General features: G+C 64.8%; 12 protein-coding genes. 8 read left to right on the top strand and 4 right to left on the bottom strand.

The genetic code is table 11. From position 1 onward, the window contains the following. Nucleotides 1-85: 85 nt before the first annotated feature. Together FJ471_RS20925 and FJ471_RS20920 are read right to left on the bottom strand one after the other, a co-directional pair. Entirely contained in the window at nucleotides 86-2,410 is a 2,325-nt protein-coding gene (locus FJ471_RS20925; protein WP_140806647.1) for an NADP-dependent malic enzyme, read from the bottom strand. Between the two features lie 163 nt (nucleotides 2,411-2,573). Beyond that, on the bottom strand, nucleotides 2,574-3,353 hold the full coding sequence (locus FJ471_RS20920; RefSeq protein ID WP_140806646.1) for an SDR family oxidoreductase: 780 nt from the start codon (nucleotides 3,351-3,353) through the stop codon (nucleotides 2,574-2,576). A gap of 120 nt (nucleotides 3,354-3,473) precedes the next feature. On the opposite strand from FJ471_RS20920, the gene FJ471_RS20915 reads away from it, so the two are divergent. Together FJ471_RS20915 and FJ471_RS20910 are read left to right on the top strand one after the other, a co-directional pair. Beyond that, complete coding sequence (locus FJ471_RS20915; protein ID WP_140806645.1) at nucleotides 3,474-4,304, top strand: UDP-2,3-diacylglucosamine diphosphatase; 831 nt, start codon at nucleotides 3,474-3,476, stop codon at nucleotides 4,302-4,304. A gap of 200 nt (nucleotides 4,305-4,504) precedes the next feature. Next, on the top strand, nucleotides 4,505-5,278 hold the full coding sequence (locus tag FJ471_RS20910; protein WP_140806644.1) for an MFS transporter: 774 nt from the start codon (nucleotides 4,505-4,507) through the stop codon (nucleotides 5,276-5,278). Here the strand turns inward: FJ471_RS20910 and dgcA are convergent. Next, nucleotides 5,249-6,232: an N-acetyl-D-Glu racemase DgcA gene (gene dgcA / locus FJ471_RS20905; RefSeq protein ID WP_140806643.1), complete on the bottom strand. Its 984-nt coding sequence runs from the start codon at nucleotides 6,230-6,232 to the stop codon at nucleotides 5,249-5,251. The genes FJ471_RS20910 and dgcA overlap by 30 nt on opposite strands. A gap of 77 nt (nucleotides 6,233-6,309) precedes the next feature. Here dgcA and FJ471_RS20900 point away from each other — a divergent pair, with 77 nt between their 5' ends. The 4 genes from FJ471_RS20900 to FJ471_RS20885 are packed head-to-tail and all read left to right on the top strand — an operon-like array spanning nucleotide 6,310 to nucleotide 10,390. Further along, nucleotides 6,310-7,497, top strand: a complete 1,188-nt coding sequence (locus FJ471_RS20900) for an ABC transporter permease (protein ID WP_140806642.1) — start codon at nucleotides 6,310-6,312, stop codon at nucleotides 7,495-7,497. Between the two features lies 1 nt (nucleotide 7,498). Next, nucleotides 7,499-8,311 carry an ABC transporter ATP-binding protein gene (locus FJ471_RS20895; protein WP_140806641.1) on the top strand — a complete coding sequence of 271 codons (813 nt, stop codon included), beginning with the start codon at nucleotides 7,499-7,501 and terminating at the stop codon, nucleotides 8,309-8,311. Between the two features lie 14 nt (nucleotides 8,312-8,325). Next, entirely contained in the window at nucleotides 8,326-9,699 is a 1,374-nt protein-coding gene (locus tag FJ471_RS20890) for an MlaD family protein (RefSeq protein ID WP_140806640.1), read from the top strand. A gap of 37 nt (nucleotides 9,700-9,736) precedes the next feature. Further along, the gene (locus tag FJ471_RS20885) at nucleotides 9,737-10,390 is read left to right on the top strand and encodes an ABC-type transport auxiliary lipoprotein family protein (RefSeq protein ID WP_181179613.1); all 654 of its coding nucleotides are present in this window, start codon (nucleotides 9,737-9,739) and stop codon (nucleotides 10,388-10,390) included. A 97-nt stretch (nucleotides 10,391-10,487) separates the two neighbouring features. Here the strand turns inward: FJ471_RS20885 and FJ471_RS20880 are convergent, their stop codons facing one another. Then, entirely contained in the window at nucleotides 10,488-16,781 is a 6,294-nt protein-coding gene (locus tag FJ471_RS20880) for a kinesin (RefSeq protein WP_140806638.1), read from the bottom strand. Nucleotides 16,782-17,082: 301 nt separating this feature from the next. Between FJ471_RS20880 and FJ471_RS20875 the strand changes: the two genes are divergently transcribed. After that, complete coding sequence (locus FJ471_RS20875) at nucleotides 17,083-17,451, top strand: Hpt domain-containing protein (protein WP_140806637.1); 369 nt, start codon at nucleotides 17,083-17,085, stop codon at nucleotides 17,449-17,451. Nucleotides 17,452-17,655: 204 nt separating this feature from the next. Further along, a complete protein-coding gene (locus FJ471_RS20870; protein WP_042647743.1) occupies nucleotides 17,656-17,976 on the top strand; it encodes a 2Fe-2S iron-sulfur cluster-binding protein in 321 nt (106 codons plus the stop codon). Nucleotides 17,977-17,983 lie beyond the last annotated feature (7 nt).

Below are 17,983 nucleotides of genomic sequence, written 5' to 3'. Positions count from 1 at the left end.
GGTGCTCACGTACGAAAAGTACGCTCCGCTCCGGTTCTCGGAACCCACCATTTTCGACACGGCCTGACCTGAATCTCAACACACCCTAATTCAGATCGACGATCGCCTGCGCCTTGTGCGCCGCCTCGACCACGGCAAGCGCGGTCATGTTGACGACGCCGCGCGAGGTCACCGACGGCGTCAATATGTGCGCCGGCTTGTCGGTGCCGAGCAGGATTGGCCCGACATGCAGCGCGTCCATCATGGCGCGCAGCGCCGTCAGCGTGATGTTGGCCGAATCGAGGTTCGGGAACACCAGCAGGTTGGCTTCGCCCTTCAGCCGCGAATGCGGATAGACGCGCTGGCGCAGATGCTCCGACAGCGCCGTATCGGCATGCATCTCGCCGTCGCATTGCAGGTCGGGCGCGATACGGCCGAGGATTTCCGCGGCGCGGCGCATCTTCAGCGCGCTTGGAGAATCGCGCGAGCCGAAATCCGAATGCGACAGAAGCGCTGCCTTCGGCTCGATGCCGAAGCGCTGGATTTCCTCCGACGCCAGCACCGTCATCTCGGCGATCTCCTCCGCCGTCGGGTCGACCGAGACATGCGTGTCGGTGAGGAAGATGATGCCGCGCTGCGAGATCAGCATCGACAGCGTCGACAGGTCCCGGTCCTTGATGCCCGCGCGGGGACCAATGATGAGGCTGACGTTGCGCAGATGCTTCTCGAAACGGCCTTCGAGGCCGCAGACCATGGCGTCCGCGTCGCCGCGCTTCAGCGCAAGGGCGGCGATCACCGTGTTGTCGGTGCGCACCATCGTGCGGGCGGCTTCCGTCGTCACGCCGCGCCGGCCGGCCAGTTCGATCAGAAGGTCGACATAGTGGCGGTAGCGCGGATCGTCTTCCGGGTTGATCAGAGCGAAATCGACGCCCGGCTTGATGCGCAGCCCGTAGCGCTTCAACCTGACCTCCACCACATGCGGGCGACCGATCAAAGTCGGTTCGGCGATGCCTTCCTCCAGCACAACCTGCGCGGCGCGCAGCACGCGCTCGTCCTCGCCGTCGGCATAGATGACGCGCTTGGCGCTCGAAGCCTTGGCGGACGAGAACACCGGCTTCATCACCAGGCCGGAGCGGAAGACGAAGCGGTTGAGCTTGTCGATATAGGCGGCGAAGTCGGCGATCGGCCGTGTCGCGACACCAGAATCGCAGGCAGCCTTCGCCACCGCCGGCGCGATGCGCAGGATAAGGCGTGGATCGAAGGGCGAGGGGATCAGGAAATCGGGGCCGAACATCGGCGTCTCGCCGGAATAGGCGCGCGCCGCGACATCGGAAGGCTCCTCGCGGGCAAGGGCGGCGATCGCCCGCACGGCCGCCATCTTCATCTCCTCGTTGATGGCGCTGGCGCCGCAATCGAGCGCGCCGCGGAAGATGTAAGGAAAGCAGAGCACGTTATTGACTTGATTGGGAAAATCCGAGCGTCCGGTGCAGATCATGGCATCCGGCCGCGCGGCCCTTGCTGCTTCCGGCATGATCTCGGGATTGGGGTTGGCCAAAGCCAGGATCAGCGGTTTCGGCGCCATGTGCGCCAACAGTTCCGGCTTCAGCACGCCGGCGGCGGAAAGGCCGAGGAAGACGTCGGCGCCCGGAAGGACGTCGGCCAGCGTGCGCGCCTCGGTATCCTTCACATAAGGGTCTTTCCAGCGATCCATCTCCTCGACGCGGCCCTTATGGGCAACGCCGAAACGGTCGGTGACCCAGATGTTTTCGACCCTGGCGCCGAGCGAGACGAGTAGGTTGAGGCAGGCGAGTGCCGCGGCACCCGCGCCGGAAGTGACGATCTTGATGTCGGAAATCGCCTTGCCGGCCAGTTCCAGCCCGTTGAGCACCGCGGCGGCGACGATGATCGCCGTGCCATGCTGGTCGTCGTGGAAGACCGGGATGCCCATGCGAGCCTTCAGCCGCTCCTCGACCTCGAAGCATTCCGGCGCCTTGATGTCCTCGAGATTGATGCCGCCGAAGGTCGGCTCGAGCGCGGCCACCGTCTCGACCATGCGCTCGATTTCCGGCGCGTCGATCTCGATATCGAAGACGTCGATGCCGGCAAATTTCTTGAACAGGACCGCCTTGCCTTCCATCACCGGCTTGGATGCGAGCGGACCGATATTGCCGAGCCCGAGCACGGCGGAGCCGTTGGAGACGACGCCGACCAGATTGGCGCGCGCGGTGTAGTCGGCGGCGGTGGCGGGATCGTCGCGGATCTCGAGGCAGGGCGCGGCCACGCCCGGCGAATACGCAAGCGCGAGATCCCGCTGGTTGCCGAGCGGTTTCGTCGCCTGGATCTCGAGCTTTCCCGGCGTCGGGTGCTTGTGGAAGAAGAGGGCGGCCTCGTCGAGGTCCGACCGGGCCGTTTTCTTGCTCTCGCCGTCCATTGCGGCCCTCCACTGTTCCTTGCTTTCAAGCGTTCTAGCATGCGTCGGCGCGTTTTCGCGACGGCAAATAGCAGGCTCCGGCCTTCACAATGCCGGAGCGAAAATAATCAATTGATTCCAGCCAGTTGGCCTGTGAGGCTCAGGTCTTTTGGATTGCGGGCGGTCAGAATGCGCTGACGTAGAGACCGCCGTCGACGGGGATGTTCTGGCCGGTGAGGTAGCCGGCATGGACCGAACAGAGGAAGGCGCAGATCTGGCCGAATTCCTCCGGCGTGCCGAGACGTTTCGCCGGCACGTCGGCGCTGATGCGGGCCTTGCGCGCGGCGGCCGCGGCCGGGTCTTCCGCGGTGCCGGCCTCATGCGGGCCACGCAGCCGGTCGGTGTCGAGCTTGCCGGGCAGCAGGCTGTTGATGGTGACGTTGCGGTCGATCACCGTGCGCGCCACCCCGGCGAGGAACGAGGTCAGGCCGGCGCGCGCGCCGGACGACAGGTCGAGCCCGGGGATCGGCACATAGACCGAAAGCGAGGTGATGTTGACGATGCGGCCGAAGCCGCGCTTGGCCATGCCGTCGATCACCGCCTGGACGAGCTCGATCGGCGTGACCATGTTCTGCGTCACGCCTTCGAGGATCTTTGTGCGGTCGAGCTCGCGGAAATCGCGCAGCGGCGGGCCGCCATTGTTGTTGACCAGGATGTCGGGATCCGGGCAGGCGGCGAGGATCGCCTTCTGCACCTCGGGCTTCGACACGTCGCCGACGATCTCGGTCACCTTGACCGCGAACCGGTCGCGGATTTCCTTCGCGGTCTTGGCCACGAGCTCGGCGTTGCGGCCATTGACGACGAGATCGACGCCGGCTTCGGCCAGCGCCATGGCGCAACCTTTTCCAAGTCCCTTGCTCGAAGCGCAGACGATGGCCTTCTTGCCGCGAATGCCGAGATCCATGGTGATTTCTCCTGATGAATTGCGGCGCAAGCTAGCGCCTGGGCTGGACCAACCGCAACCGTCATACGGTTGTTGCATGAATCGGGGCATAGGCACGCGAAAGCAAAGGGTAAAATCGTGATGTCGGACCCAGAGCCCCGCACTTTCCGCGCACTGTTCATTTCCGATGTGCATCTCGGCTCGAAAGCGGCCAAGGCCGATTTCCTGATCGACTTCCTGCGTTATCACGACGCCGAAATCATCTATCTGGTCGGCGATATCGTCGATGGCTGGCGGCTGCGGCGCAGCTGGCACTGGCCGCAGAGCCACAACGACGTGGTGCAGAAGCTGCTGCGCAAGGCGCGCAAAGGCGCCTCGATCACCTATATCGCCGGCAATCACGACGAATTCGCCCGCCAGTTCCAGGGTGTGCATTTCGGCGGCATCGTCGTCGCCGACCGCGCCATCCACGAGACCGCCGACGGCCGGCGCCTGCTGGTCATCCATGGCGACCAGTTCGACACGGTGGTGCACAATCAGCGCTGGCTCGCTTATCTCGGCGACTATGCCTATGACACGGCGATGCTGATCAACCGTGCGGTGACCAAGCTGCGCCATCTGCTCGGCCTGCCTTACTGGTCGTTCTCGTCATGGGCCAAGGTAAAGGTCAAGAAGGCGGTGAACTTCATCGGCTCGTTCCAGACCGTGCTTTCGGAAGAAGCGCGGCGCTCGCATGTCGATGGCGTGATCTGCGGCCATATCCATCACGCCGCGATCGAAAGCTATGGCGACGTGCAATACATCAACACCGGCGACTGGGTGGAAAGCTGCACCGCGGTGGTCGAGCATTTCGACGGCCGCATGGAGATCCTGACCTGGGCGCATGTGCTGCCCGAGGCTTCGGCCGGCAACGACGTGCTGGTGCCGGTCGACATCATCGACCTCAAGGGCAGGGCGGCTCAGGCGGCCTGAACGCGGCTGCCTTGTCCCGGTTCAGCCTGCTGCCGCCGTCGCCCTGACATAGGGCGCGCCGCGCTCGCTCCCAGGCATCGTTCGTTCGTCAACAGCTTTGCTCTTGATCGATTGATCCAGCCAGTTCCGCCGCGCTTTGCCGCATGTTAGGGATCGGGACACGTTGCACGGAGTCGAGTGCAGCGAAATTGGATCGATTCATGTCGCTGCCGCCGCTAACGCCCGAACAGCTTGTCAAGCCGAGCCATTTCGAACTGCGCATGAGCCTGATCTTCGCGACCTTGTTCGTGTCGCAGGGCACGCATTTGCCTTACTTTCCGCTCTGGCTGCAGGCGAAAGGGTTCCATGCCGAGCAGATCGCCGTCATCCTGGCGGCGCCGAAGAAGGCGCCGAGCCTGTTCAACGCCTATTTCCTGTATTTCACGCTCGGCGTCGGCATCATCACCGCCAGCCACGCTTTCCTCTACGGCTTCGTGTCGATCTACTGGAAATCGATCGGCATCGGCGATTCCGTCGTCGGCCTGCTATGGGCCTGGGGAGTCGTGTGCGAAGTCGGTATGTTTCTGTTTTTCAATCGTATTTTTGCTTCCATCTCGGTTGCCAGGGTGATGCTGGTGGCCGGCATCGGCGCAATCGTGCGCTGGATCGCCTTTCCGTTGGTCTGGCCGCTCGGCCTGGGTGTAGCCGGCTTCTTCGCCGTTCAGTCGTTGCATGCGGTATCCGTCGCCATGGTGCTGATCGGCTTGCAGAAAATGATCGGCGAGACGGTGTCCGAGGAACGCACCGGCGCCGCGCAAGGCATCGCCTATTTCTTCAACGGCTCCTTCAGCGCGGCGGTGACGCTCGCTTCCGGCCCACTCTATGAGCGGCTCGGCGTGGACGGCTTCCTGGCGATGATCCCGATCGCGGTCATCGGCATGGTGTTGATCGGGCTGGCCTCGCGTTCAGCCCCAAAGCACCCTGTCAGGGGGTGAAACGAGCGATCCCTGGTAGACGAGGCCCGGCTCGCGATCGCGCGCCAGCAGCAGCGGGCCATCCAGGTCGACGAAGTCGGCATCCTGCGCCAAAAGCACCGCCGGCGCCATGGCGAGCGAGGTGCCCACCATGCAGCCCACCATGATCCCGAAGCCGAGATCGCGGGCGCGGTCGCGCAGCTTCAACGCCTCCGTCAGGCCGCCCGATTTGTCGAGCTTGATGTTGACGGCGTCGTAGAGACCGACCAGCGCATCGAGGTCTTTTGCGGCATGCACGCTTTCGTCGGCGCAGATCGGCACCGCATGGGCGATCCGGCGCAGGATGTCGTCCTTGCCGGCCGGCAGCGGCTGCTCGACGAGCGCGATGCCGTGCTGGGCGGCGAAGGCAAGGTTCGTCTCGATAGTCTCGTCGGTCCAGCCCTCATTGGCATCGAGGATGATGCGGCTTTCGGGAGCGGCTTCGGTCACCGCGCGAATCCTCGCCATATCGTTGTCACCGCCGATCTTGACCTTGAGCAAAGGCCGCGTGGCGTTGGCGCGCGCCTGCGCCGCCATGGCCTCCGGTTCGGCGAGCGACAAGGTGTAGGCGGTTTCCAACGGCCTCATCGGAAGGACGCCGATCGCCGCCGCCACCGACATGCCGGTCAGCTTGGCTTCGAGGTCCCAAAGGGCGCAGTCGATGGCGTTTCGGGCGGCGCCCGCGGACATGGCCGCGAGCAAGGCGGTCCGGTCGATGCCGGCGACGATCGGATCGCGCATCGCCTCGATGGCGGCATATACGCCCTCCATGGTCTCGCCGTAGCGCTTGTAAGGCACGCACTCGCCGCGTCCGGAACGTCCCCCGTCAGCGATCGTTACTGTGATGACTTCGGCTTCGGTCTTGGATCCGCGTGAGATGGTAAAGGTGCCGACGATCGGGAATCGCTCCATTTCGACCGAAATGACACGCGCCATGATTTTCTTCTCCAGCTGAGCGACACCGGTCTGCCGGCAAATCGACACGCCAGTCCCGTCACGCTAAACAGGACGCCATGTTGACCATCCGCAAACGCGACGCAAGCGGCGAGGCCGCCAAGGACGCCGAGCACCGGCCGCGCGTCGCCGTGGGCGAGGAAGGCGGCGTGCTGGGCTGTGCCTTTTCCGGTGTATGGACGACGCGCACCGTCGCGCTGGTCGATGCCGACATGCGCAAGATCGAGCAGAAAAGCGGCGCGAAACAGCTGATGCTCGACCTTTCCCACATCGAGAAGATGGATACGGCCGGCGCCTGGCTGATCGACCGGCTGGCCAGCGCCTTCGAGAAGAAAGGCGTCGAGGTCCATTTGCAGGGGCAGAGCGAGATCGCCTCGATCCTGCTCGGCGCGGTCGGCGACGCGGTCCGCCGCGAGCCCGAATCGGGCCCGTCCGGGCCGCCCAACATCGTCCTGCGCGCGCTGGAGCTGGTTGGCCGGCGGGTCTATGAGATGCGCGACGATTTCTTCGCCTCGATGAACATCCTCGGCGCCACGATCCGTGGCGCGCAGATGAAGCTCGGCCGTGGCCATGCGGTCAACCTGGCCGCGATCTTCAACCAGATCGACCGCATGGGCGTAGGCGCGATACCGGTCGTGGTGCTGATGTCGGCCATTGTCGGCGCCATCGTCGCCCAGCAGGGCGCCTACCAGCTCAGCTATTTCGGCGCCAACATCTTCGTCGTCGACCTGGTCGGCGTGCTGATCCTGCGCGAGCTCGGGGTGCTGATGACGGCGATCATGCTTGCCGGACGTTCGGGCAGCGCCATCACCGCCGAGATCGGTTCGATGAAGATGCGCGAGGAGGTCGACGCGCTGAAGGTGATTGGCCTCAATCCGATCGGCGTGCTCGTCTTTCCGCGGCTCGTCGCGCTGGTGATCGGGCTGCCATGCCTTACCATCATCGCCAATTTTGCAGCACTTGCCGGCGGCATCGTCGCCGCCTGGCTCTATTCCGACATCCCGCCGGCCGCGTTCATCGACAGGCTGCGTGTCGCCATCGATCTCAGCACCATCTTTGCCGGTCTGATCAAGGCGCCGTTCATGGCCCTGATCATCGGCATCATCGCGTCGGTCGAGGGCATGAAGGTCGGCGGCAGCGCCGAATCGCTCGGCCTGCACGTCACCGCGTCGGTGGTGAAGTCGATCTTCATCGTCATCATCCTCGATGGGCTTTTCGCCATGTTCTACGCAGCGATCGGGTTCTGAGATGGCGAACGGCAACGGCGCCACGGCAGCGCAGGACGCGAACGACGACGAAATCGTGCTTTCGGTTCGCGACGTCACCGTCGCGATCGAGGACAAGCTGATCCTCGACAAGCTTTCGCTCGACATCAAGCGCGGGGAAATCCTCGGCTTCGTCGGCGCTTCGGGCGCCGGCAAATCGGTGCTGCTGCGCACCATATTGGGATTGATGCCGAAGCAATCGGGAACGATCAGCCTGTTCGGCATCGACGTCGACAAGGCAAGCGACACCGACCGCCTGCGCATCGACATGCGGCTCGGCGTTCTTTTCCAGCACGGCGCGCTGTTTTCGGCGCTGACGGTGCTGGAAAACGTCCAGGTGCCGATGCGTGAGTATCTCGACCTGCCCAGGGCGCTGATGGACGAGCTCGCCATGCTCAAGATCGAGCTGGTCGGATTGCCGGCCGACGCCGCGCAGAAATTCCCCTCCGAGCTGTCCGGCGGCATGATCAAGCGCGCGGCGCTGGCGCGCGCCTTGGCGCTCGATCCGGACATCGTCTTTCTCGACGAGCCGACATCGGGGCTCGATCCGATCAGCGCGGCCGAATTCGACGAGCTTGTCGTCAAGCTGCGCGACACGATGGACCTGACGGTCTACATGGTCACGCACGACCTCGACACGCTGTTCACCGCTTGCGACCACGTCGCGGTGCTCGGCAAGAAGAAGGTACTGGTCGAAGGCACGATCGACGACATGCTGAAAAGCGAGGAGCCGTGGGTGAAATCCTATTTCCGCGGAAAACGCGCCCGGCAACTTGATCTTGCGGCGCGCGCATAGCCATAAGTGGGGCGATGGAAACAAGAGCCAACTACGTAATTGTCGGCATCTTCACGCTAGGTGCGATCCTGGCGGCCTTCGCCTTCGTCTATTGGACCGCGGCGATCGGCGACAGAGGCGAGACGACAATGCTGCGCGTGCGCATTCCGGGTTCGGCCTCAGGTCTCGGCCGCGGCAGCTTCGTGCTGTTCAACGGCGTCAAGGTCGGTGACGTCAAACGGGTTTACATCGACGTCGACAATCCGACGGTGGCCATCGCCGACACCGAGATCGACCGCATGACGCCGATCACCAAGTCGACGCAGGCCGATATCGGCCTCGCCGGCCTGACCGGCCAAGCCAATATCGAACTGCGGGGCGCCGACCCCAAGGAAGTGAAGCTGCTCGACGAGGCGGAGAAGGAGGGCAGGATCCCCGAGATAACCGCCAATCCGTCGGCGGTCACCAACCTGTTGCAAACGGCGCAGAACATCTTCACCCGCGCCGACAAGGTGCTGAGCGAGCTCGAAGGCTTCACCAGGGACGTTCGCGGCCCGCTGACGCAGACGGTCAAGAATGTCGAGACCTTCTCGGACGCGCTGGCCAAGAATTCCGACGGCATCGACAAGTTCCTGACGGCGGTGAGCTCGCTTTCCGATCAGCTGAAGAATGTCTCGGGCCGCCTCGACAGCACGCTGAAGGCCGCCGAAGGCCTGCTCAATTCCGTCGACAAGGACCAGATCAAGAGCATCGTGGCCAATGTCGATACGGTGACGGCGAACCTGAAGGAGACGTCGAAGCAGTTCGATACAGTCATCGGCAACGTCAACACGGCGGTCGGCTCGATCAACGATTTCGCCAAGCAGACGCAAGGCACGTTGGCCAAGGTCAACGGCGTGCTCGACGGCATCGACCCGGCCGACGTCAAGGCCGCCTTGGCGAACATCCAGAAGGCCAGCGCCAGCGCCGACAAGGCGGCCTCCGACATCGCCAAGGTCACCGACAAGATCGCCAACCGTTCCGACGATATCGACCAGACCATCAAGGACGCCCGCCAGCTCGCGCAACGGCTCAACGATGCCTCTGTGCGCGTCGACGGCATCCTGGCCAAGGTCGACAAGATCCTCGGTTCCGGCGAGGCCGACGGCGTGATGGCCGATGCCAGGGCGACGCTGAAATCCTTCAAGCAGGTGGCCGACACGCTGAATGCGCGACTCGGTACCATCACCGACAATCTGGCGCGTTTCTCCGGCCAGGGCCTGCAAAACGTCGAGGCGCTTGTGCAGGACAGCCGGCGCTCGATCAACCGCATCGAGGAAGCGGTGACCGACCTCAGCCGCAATCCGCAGCGCATTCTGTCCGGCGGCGACGGCGAGGTCCGACAGTTCGATGGAAGGACACGGCGTTGACTTCGGCTGCCGCGACCGCCAAGAAAATGGATCGCAAATGCGGGTTGATCGTAAGATCCGGGGACAACGGGGATCACGCGTGAAGTCGGTCAGGGTGGTAGCGGGTCGTTTGAGATTGTCCGCGGCAGCGTTGCTGGTGCTTTCGGTTGCCGGCTGCGCTGCCCTTGGGGGCAAGCCGGCGCCGCTCGACACGTTTGAATTGTCGGCCCCGTCGGTCGACATGCGCGCCCGCAGCCGTCGCCAGATCCTGATCGCCCAGCCGTCGGCGCTCAAGGCACTGGACAGCCAGAACATCGTCATCAGGCCCTCCGACCGGTCGATCCAGTTCCTCAAGGGCGCGCAGTGGGCGGACCGGTTGCCGCTGATCGTACAGGCGAGGCTAGCCGAAACCTTCCAGCGCTCCGGCAGCTTCGCCGGCGTCGGCAAGCCGGGCGAGGGGCTGGCGATCGACTACCAGATCATCGTCGAGGTGCGCTCCTTCGAGGTGCGCGTCGATGGCGGCGAGCATGCCGATGTCGACCTGTTCGTGCGCATCCTCAACGACCGCAATGGCGAGGTGCGCGCCTCGAAGAACTTCACCGCGAGCGCTCCGGTCTCCGGCGGCGGAAATGCGGCTTACGTCGGCGCGCTGGACAACGCCTTTGGCCAGGCGGCGAAGGACATCGTCCGCTGGACGGATTCGACGATCTGAGAATCTGAGCGCGTCGGCCAAGCCGGCAAATCGATCATGGACATGAAAAAGGCGGGCCGAGGCCCGCCTTTTTCGTTCCGACCTGCTTGGCGCGACCTCAGTGCAACCGGCCGCTGGCGTGGGCCAGCATGGTGTAGACCTTGCCGGTGTCGGACGTCAGATAGGTCTGCGCCATGATGTTGTCGCGGTCGTTGCGCGAAACATCCTTGAGCAGCTTCTCGAAATCCTCGCAGTAGCGATCGACCGCGGTGCGGAATTCCACCTCGGCCTGGTACTTGCGGCGGATCTCGTCGAAGGTCTGCTGACCCTTCAGCGTGTAGAGGCGACGCGTAAAGACGTCGCGCTCGCCGCGCCGGTAGCGGTTCCACAGCTCGATCGAAGCGTCATGGTCGATGGCCCGGGCGATGTCGACGGAGAGCGAGTTGAGCGACTCCATGACATGCAGCGGCGAGCGCTGGGCAGGGGTCGCGCGCGGCGCTTCCGCCGGCGCTGCGGGCCGCAGCTCTTCCTCGCGCGAGGCGTTGGTCAGAAGGTCGCGCACCCAGCCGCCCTGCGGCGGCTTGCCGTTCGGGTCGCGGCGCGGCGCTTCGGCGGGACGCTCCAGGTCGAGCGTGCCGCGCAAAGTGGTCTCGGCTAGCGGCGCCTGTGGAGCGCGAGCCGTTGGTTGCGGCTGAGGCTGCGGCTGCGGGGCCGGCGGACGGCGCAGCGGCGGCTCGGCGGCGCGGGCCGGTGCCTGCGGAGCAGGGCGCAGACCGCGTGGTTCGCCCTGTTCGCTGCTGCCGCTGCGGCCGGATTTCGCAACGATATCCGAGAGTTCCTTGAGCGCATTGATCTGTTCGGCGACAGCGCGACGGATGGCCGAGGTGGATTCCTTGGCCTCTTCCGGCATCTCGATGACGCCCTTCTTCAGTTCGGCGCGGGTCAGGTCGAGCTCGCTCTTGATCGAGCCCGCCGTGCGGCGCATCTCCTCGGTGGCGTCGGCAAAGCGACGCGTCGCCGAATCGACGACCTCGGCGATGGCGGTGCGGATCTTTTCCGCCGATTCCATCGTGCGGCCCTCCGCGGTCTGCATCGTCTGGCCTACGAGGCTTTCGAAGGAGCGCATCACCTTCTCGAGGTCTTCCGACTTCTTGACCAGGCCGACGGCGAGGTCTTCCAGCGAGGACTGACGCTCCAGCGTGTGTTCGAGATTGCTCTGCGCGGAGCTGAGCAGGTTAGAGGCGCTGGACAGCAGCCGGCTGTGTTCGTCGAACTTGGTCGCGATCGAAGCCACCTCGCGCAGCGTCGCCGAGGACAGGTCGGTGAGCCGCGTCGTGTTGGAATCGACGAGACGCGCCGAGCTGGCGAAGGTCTGGGCGGCCTTCTCCGTGGTCGTGGCGAAGCTCTGCGTGCTGCCCGAGAGCCGCTCCTCGACCTGGCCGAGGTTGACGGCTGCCTGCTCGATCAACTGGCCGAGCTGCGCGCTGGAGGTCGTCATGCGGCCGATGAGATCGGCCACGCTGTCGGCGAGCGACGAGCGGGCGCCTTCGACGGCCGACAGCGTCTCGGCCGTGCGGCTGGCCAGGGCGTTGACGAGGTTGGTGTTTTCGCTGCGCAGCTTCTCGGCCGCCCGTTCGGTGACCTCTTCCATGCTGCGCTGCAATTCCGAGCCGCCCTGGGCGAAGCGCTCGACCAGCGGCTTGGCCGTCTCGTCGAGGATTTTCGCCATCTCGGCCGAACGTGCCGCAAGCATGGTGTTGAGCTCGCGGGTGTTGGCGCCGATCGTGCGCGCGGCCTCATTGGTGCTCTGGCCGATATGCTGGCCGACCGCCGTGAAGGTCTCCGCGATGACATTGGCGCGCGAGATGAGCTGGGCCTCGGCGCTGGAGACCTGCTCGTTGAGCTTCTGGCCCATGGTCTCGGCGGTGTAGGCTAGGCGGTTTTCCACGCTCGCGACCTGGTCCTCCACGCGTGCGGCGGCGGCCGTGGCACTTGCAGCAAGCCGCTCGTCGGCGCCGGCCAGCGCCTGCTCGATCTCGCGGGCATGCACGGCAAGCTCCTGACCGGTCTGGCGGGCACGGTCGGCGACACGCTGCTCGGTGGCGGTGAAGGCGCCGACGATCGTGTCGGCATGCTCGCCGATGGTCGAGGTGCTCGAGGCGATGCGCGACACCAAGCGGTTGTCGGCGTCGTCGAAGATGCGGCCGATTTCGCCGGCGCGGGCCGAAAGCGCTTCCGAACCCTCGGCGATGCGCGACATAAGCTGCTGGTCGGCGCCGTCGAAGATGCGGCCGAGATCGGAGGCGCGGGCGGCCAGCGCTTCGGCCGATTCCGTGATGCGTACCGACAGCCGCTCGTCGGCACCCTCGAAGTTACGCAGGATGTCTCCGGCGCGGGCGGCCAACGACTGCGCCGTTTCGACGGCGCGGGCAACCAGCTTCTGGTCGGCTGTGTCGAAGGTGTTGGCGATCTCGCCGGCGCGCGTGGCCAGCTTGTCGGCGGTTTCCTCGACGCGGGCCATCATCGCGTTGGACGCATCGTCGGCGCGCGCCATCAGCATGTTGGACGTATCCTGGGCACGCTCGTGCAGGCGGCGGTCCGCTGCCTCGAAGGCCTGGGCAATGTCCTCGGCCCTGGAAAGCAGCGCGGCGGACGTCTGCTCGGCCCGTTCGGCGATCTTGCGATCGGCGTCGCTGAAGGCAGCACCCGCCTGCTCGTGCAGCGTGCTGGTGACCTCCATGACCTTGTCGCGCAGCGCGCCAGCGACGAAGACCGCGGTCTTCTCCAACACGCCGCGGACATTGTCGACACCTGTCGACAGCGCACGTTCCATGGTGCCGGCGCGTTCTTCGATCACACCGGTCTGCCGGCTGAAGGCCTGCTCGATCTTCTCGACGTCGGCGGCAATCGCCGCCGAGATGTCGGTGCTCCTGGCGGCGATCTGGTCGATATGCCCGGAAACCGAACGATCGACGTCCTTGCGCGCGTCGGCGAGCTTGACGAGATCGTCCTCCAGGGCCTTGGCAAGCATGTTGCGGCCCTCGGACAGCTTGCCGACATGGCCGGCGATGACGTCGTCGATCTCCGAGCGGCTCTCGGTCAGCTTCTGGAGGTCGGCTTCGAGGGCGCGCCTGAGGATATCGCGGCCTTCGGCGAGCTTCTCGACCTGGCCGGCGACCAGCCCGTCGATGCCTGAACGGCTTTCGGCAAGCTTGGCGAGGTCGGCTTCAAGAGCACGCGTGAGCACGTCGCGGCCCTCGGCGAGCTTCTCGACCTGGCCGGCGACAAGGCCGTCGATGCCGGAACGGCTTTCGGCGAGCTTGGCGAGGTCGGCTTCCAGCGCGCGCTTGAGGATGTCGCGGCCTTCCGCGAGCTTCTCGACCTGGCCAGACACCAGGCCGTCGATGCCGGAGCGGCTCTCGGCGAGCTTGGCAAGATCGTCCTCGAGCGCCTTGGACAGCGTGGCGCGGTTCTGCAACAGCTGGTCGGCATGGGTCTGCATGAGGCCGTTGGCATTGGCCATATCGGCGTCAAGCGCACGCGAAAGCTCGGCGCGGTGGCCGGTGATCTTCTGCGAATGATCGACGATCGCGCCCTGGATGGTGTTGAGGTCGGCCTCCAGCGCGCGCTTGAGGATATCGCGGCCCTCGGCGAGCTTCTCGACCTGGCCGGCGACCAGCCCATCGATGCTGGAGCGGCTTTCGGCCAGCTTGGCGAGATCGTCCTCCAACGACTTCGACAGCACCGAACGGTCCTGGACGAGCCTATTCTGATGGTCGGCGATAGCGCCGCTTACATTCTGGAGGTCATCCTGCAAGGCCCTCGACAAAGTCGAGCGATCCTGCGCGAGCCTGTTCTGGTGATCGGCGATGGCGCCGCTGACCGTCTGGAGGTCGGCGTCGAGCGCTTTCGAGAGCTGGGCGCGATCCTCCAGCACCTTGTCCGAGTGTCCCGCAATGGCACCCTTGATGGTGTTGAGGTCCGCCTCCAGCGCGCGCTTGAGGATATCGCGGCCTTCGGCGAGCTTCTCGACCTGGCCGGCGACAAGGCCGTCGATCGAGGCTCGGCTTTCGGCGAGCTTGGCGAGGTCGGCCTCCAGCGTCTGCGAGAGCAGGCCGCGGTCGTCCGCGAGCTTGCCTGCGTGGCTGTCGATCAGGCCGCGGATGCCGCTCAGATCGTTTTCGAGCGCGCGGCTGAGTTCGCCGCGATCCTCGGCGAGCTTGGTCGAGTGGGTCTCGATCAGGTTCCTGATGCCGATGATGTCGGTTTCGAGCGCCTTGGCGAGCACGGCACGGCCCTCGGCGATCTTCTCGACCTGACCGGCGACGAGGCCATCGACCGAAGCGCGGCTGTCGGCGAGCTTGCCGAGATCTGCCTCCAGCGCGCGCGCCAGAATGTTGCGGCCCTCGGCCAGCTTCCCGACGTGGCCTGCGACCATTTCATCAATCATCGTACGGGCTTGGACGAGTCTGCCGGAGTCTTCGTTCAAGGCCTGAGACAGGCGATTGCGGCCTTCCTCGAGCTGCTCCAGGTGGCCACCCAGCGACGCATCGATGGCGGCGCGAGACTCGTTGACCTTGCGCAGGTCTTCTTCCAGCGCGCGCGAGATCAGGCCGCGGCCTTCCGCCAGCTTCTGCACCTGGTTGGTGACGGCGGCATCGATCGCCACGCGGCCCTCGGCGAATTTCGCCAGATCCGCCTGCATGGCCGTGGCCATGCGTTCGCGGCTTTCGGAGAGCGCGCGGCTGTGGTTCTCGACGGCTTCCTCGATGCCGACACGGGCATTGGCAAGCCGCTGGATATCGGAATCGAAGGAGCGCGACACCACATGCCGGGCCGCTTCCATGCGGCCGGCGAAGTCGGTGGCGCGGGCTTCGAGCATGGAGGAGGTGGACGAGATGATGTCGGCCATGTCGGCGCCGATCTGGGTCTTGCCCTGATCGATCATCGACGACAGCGTGTCCTTGCTCTCCGCGAAGGCGTGAGCGATTTCCTTCGCGCGCTCCACCATCGTCTCGTTGATCTGGCGCGCGCGCGCCTCGAGGGCGGCGTTGAGCTTCTGCGTGCCGGTGTCGAGCGCCTCGGCGCGGGTCTGGAATTCGCTGATCAGGGCCTGGCCGCGTTCGGCCAGCGTCCGCTCGATGCCGCTAAGGCTCGCCTCGAATTCCGAGCTCAAGGTGCGCGCCGCGCCGCCGAGCAGCGAGACCATGCCATGGGTGCGGTCGTCGAGCAGGTCGGTCAGCGAGCGCGTCAGGCCGTCCGTGGTGTCGGTCAGCTTGGCGATACGGGTGTCGAGCAGGCTTGCGAAAGCCTCGCCGGAGGTCGAAAGCCGGTCGGTGATGTTGTCCAGGCGCGATTCCACGGAATCGAAGATCGACGTCGAGCTTTCATTGATGCGGTCGATCAGCGTGTCGCCGGAATTGTTGATCGTCATCGACAGCTTGGTCGACGCGTTGAGGATGGAGTCGCGGATGATGTCGCTGGCCGAGCCGATCTCGTCGCGCAGCGTCTCGTGCGCGCTGGCAATCGAGGCGCGCACGCGCTCGGCATGCGTGACGACCGCTTCGCGCTCGCTGCCGAGACCATCGACCAGCGAACGGATGCGGGCTTCGTTCTCGGAGTAGGAGCGTTCGATCTGGTTGACTTCGCCGTGGACAAGCGTTTCGAGCTCGACCGCCCGGGCCAGGGTGCGCTCGATGCCTTCGCCCATGGCCGCCACCTCGCGGCGAACGGCCTGGCCGATCATCATGACACGGTCCTGGGCAAGGTTTTCCGGCTCCGCCAGGCGGAAGGCGACCTCGGTCATGGATTGCGCGGCGATGCGCATTTCCTGCGCGCGCCGGATCATGGTGGCGAAGGCCCAGAACAGGATGACGGGAACGATCGCGGCGACCGCCAGGCCGATCAGCTCGGGACGGGCGAAGAACTGGTCGAAGGTGCGAATCTTCCAGATGCCGGGGCCGAACAACAGGTTGGCCAGGCCGCCGGCGCCGGCGATCCAGGCCAGCGAGATAAAGGCGATCACCCAGTAGACGGTGCTCGATGCACGGCGGTTGAGGCTGTGCAGCAGCGTCTTGTAGTCCTTCTGGCGGTCGTCATTGGCGGGGGTGAAGCCGGCGGGAGGCGTGAAGCCGGCCGGCTGTCCGTTGCGCGGTTCGACAGGGCGCAATTCGGCTGGTTTGGCCGCGGGCGCCTTGGGCGGCTGGGGATTGTTTGCCGGCTCCGTCCGCTGGCTGCGACCTTCGCGCGCCAGTTCGTCGGCCGCCGCTGAAATCTGCGCTTCGAGGTCTTCCATCGACGCCGCCATGTCGAGGCCGCCGTCGTCGCCGTTGAGGTCAAGGTCGAGCGCCTTTTCCAGTTCCGCGGCTACGTCGCTGTCGAGAGACTTGGTCGTCGTTGGTTTCTTAGCCATGCCTTCGCTACCCTGTACTAGCTGCCGCGGGACTTATGATTTTGGCCTGATTCTGGCCCGATTTTGGCTTGTCTATCCCGAGCAGGAGGCTGAAAAATGGACCTTCGTATCGTAATGACACACTGGGGTAAAGAAAACATGCATTCCGGGCGATACGTAAAACTTTAAATATAAGGTTAACGCAAGCGTGATGCGGCCGCCTCCGTGACAACATTTTTCCCCTGCAATCGTTAACCCGTTGGCGACTGGAGTCGCCTATTTTCTTGGGCTCGTCTGCCCGCTTGATGGAGTTGCAGTGCGTATGCGTGGCGAAAGTGGTATTGCGTTCTCGATGCCGGGGGGTGACGCCTCCGGAACGGCTGGAGCCCGACCTGTGGATCTCGGCCATCTGGCTCGTCAGACGATGGGGGACCGCGACCTCGAGCGGGAAGTGCTGGCGCTGTTCGTGCACCAGTCGCTCACCGTCCGCGACCAGATCGTCGACGCCGACGCCAGGCAAAGGGTTCTGCTGGCGCATGGCTTGAAGGGCTCGGCCCGCGGCATTGGCGCCTTTGCGGTCGCCGAATGCGCGGCGATCATTGAAAAGCAGCCGGAAGATTTCCGCGCGCTCAAGCGGCTGGGCACGCTGATCGAGGAAGTCCGCGATTTCATCGCCGGCATCAGCCGCTAGAGCGGTTCAGCGTTTCGTGGAATCGCTGGCTCAATCCAGCTCTGTAATTTCTACGCAATTCCGGACGGAAAACCGCTCCGCGCTTTTCCTGGAATTGCTCTAGCATCCACCTTTTTGAAAAACGTCATTTCGTGGCGCTTTCGCGCCGCAGTTGACTTGTCCGGTGGAGTGATTATCTCGGCTGCGACTCCTCAGGTGACTTTAATGACCAAGCTGACTTACATCGCCCATGACGGGACCCGATTTGACGTGGAGGCCGAGAACGGCTCGACCGTCATGGAAAACGCGATCCGCAACGCGGTGCCCGGCATCGAAGCCGAATGCGGCGGCGCCTGCGCCTGCGCGACCTGCCATGTCTATGTCGATGAGGCATGGACGGCCGAGGTCGGCGAACCGGAGGCGATGGAAGAGGACATGCTGGACTTCGCCTACGACGTCCAGCCGAATTCGCGCCTGTCCTGCCAGATCAAGGTGCGCGACGCCCTCGATGGCTTGGTTGTTCGGGTCCCCGAACGCCAGGGTTAAAGCCGAC

It is taken from the genome of Mesorhizobium sp. B2-7-1 (assembly GCF_006440735.1).
GTDB lineage: Bacteria > Pseudomonadota > Alphaproteobacteria > Rhizobiales > Rhizobiaceae > Mesorhizobium.
The sequence above is the reverse complement of the archived record's forward strand: the minus strand, read 5'-3'. Positions and strand labels throughout refer to the sequence as shown.

Bases quoted from the DNA above. Each gene is read 5' to 3' on its own strand.
- FJ471_RS20910 (WP_140806644.1), top strand. From the start codon at position 4,505: ATGTCGCTGCCGCCGCTAACGCCCGAACAGCTTGTCAAGCCGAGCCAT.
- FJ471_RS20875 (WP_140806637.1), top strand. From the start codon at position 17,083: ATGCGTGGCGAAAGTGGTATTGCGTTCTCGATGCCGGGGGGTGACGCC.
- FJ471_RS20885 (WP_181179613.1), top strand. From the start codon at position 9,737: ATGCGGGTTGATCGTAAGATCCGGGGACAACGGGGATCACGCGTGAAG.
- FJ471_RS20870 (WP_042647743.1), top strand. From the start codon at position 17,656: ATGACCAAGCTGACTTACATCGCCCATGACGGGACCCGATTTGACGTG.
- FJ471_RS20880 (WP_140806638.1), bottom strand. From the start codon at position 16,781: ATGGCTAAGAAACCAACGACGACCAAGTCTCTCGACAGCGACGTAGCC.
- FJ471_RS20890 (WP_140806640.1), top strand. From the start codon at position 8,326: ATGGAAACAAGAGCCAACTACGTAATTGTCGGCATCTTCACGCTAGGT.
- FJ471_RS20915 (WP_140806645.1), top strand. From the start codon at position 3,474: ATGTCGGACCCAGAGCCCCGCACTTTCCGCGCACTGTTCATTTCCGAT.
- FJ471_RS20925 (WP_140806647.1), bottom strand. From the start codon at position 2,410: ATGGACGGCGAGAGCAAGAAAACGGCCCGGTCGGACCTCGACGAGGCC.
- FJ471_RS20900 (WP_140806642.1), top strand. From the start codon at position 6,310: ATGTTGACCATCCGCAAACGCGACGCAAGCGGCGAGGCCGCCAAGGAC.
- FJ471_RS20895 (WP_140806641.1), top strand. From the start codon at position 7,499: ATGGCGAACGGCAACGGCGCCACGGCAGCGCAGGACGCGAACGACGAC.
- FJ471_RS20920 (WP_140806646.1), bottom strand. From the start codon at position 3,353: ATGGATCTCGGCATTCGCGGCAAGAAGGCCATCGTCTGCGCTTCGAGC.
- dgcA (WP_140806643.1), bottom strand. From the start codon at position 6,232: ATGGCGCGTGTCATTTCGGTCGAAATGGAGCGATTCCCGATCGTCGGC.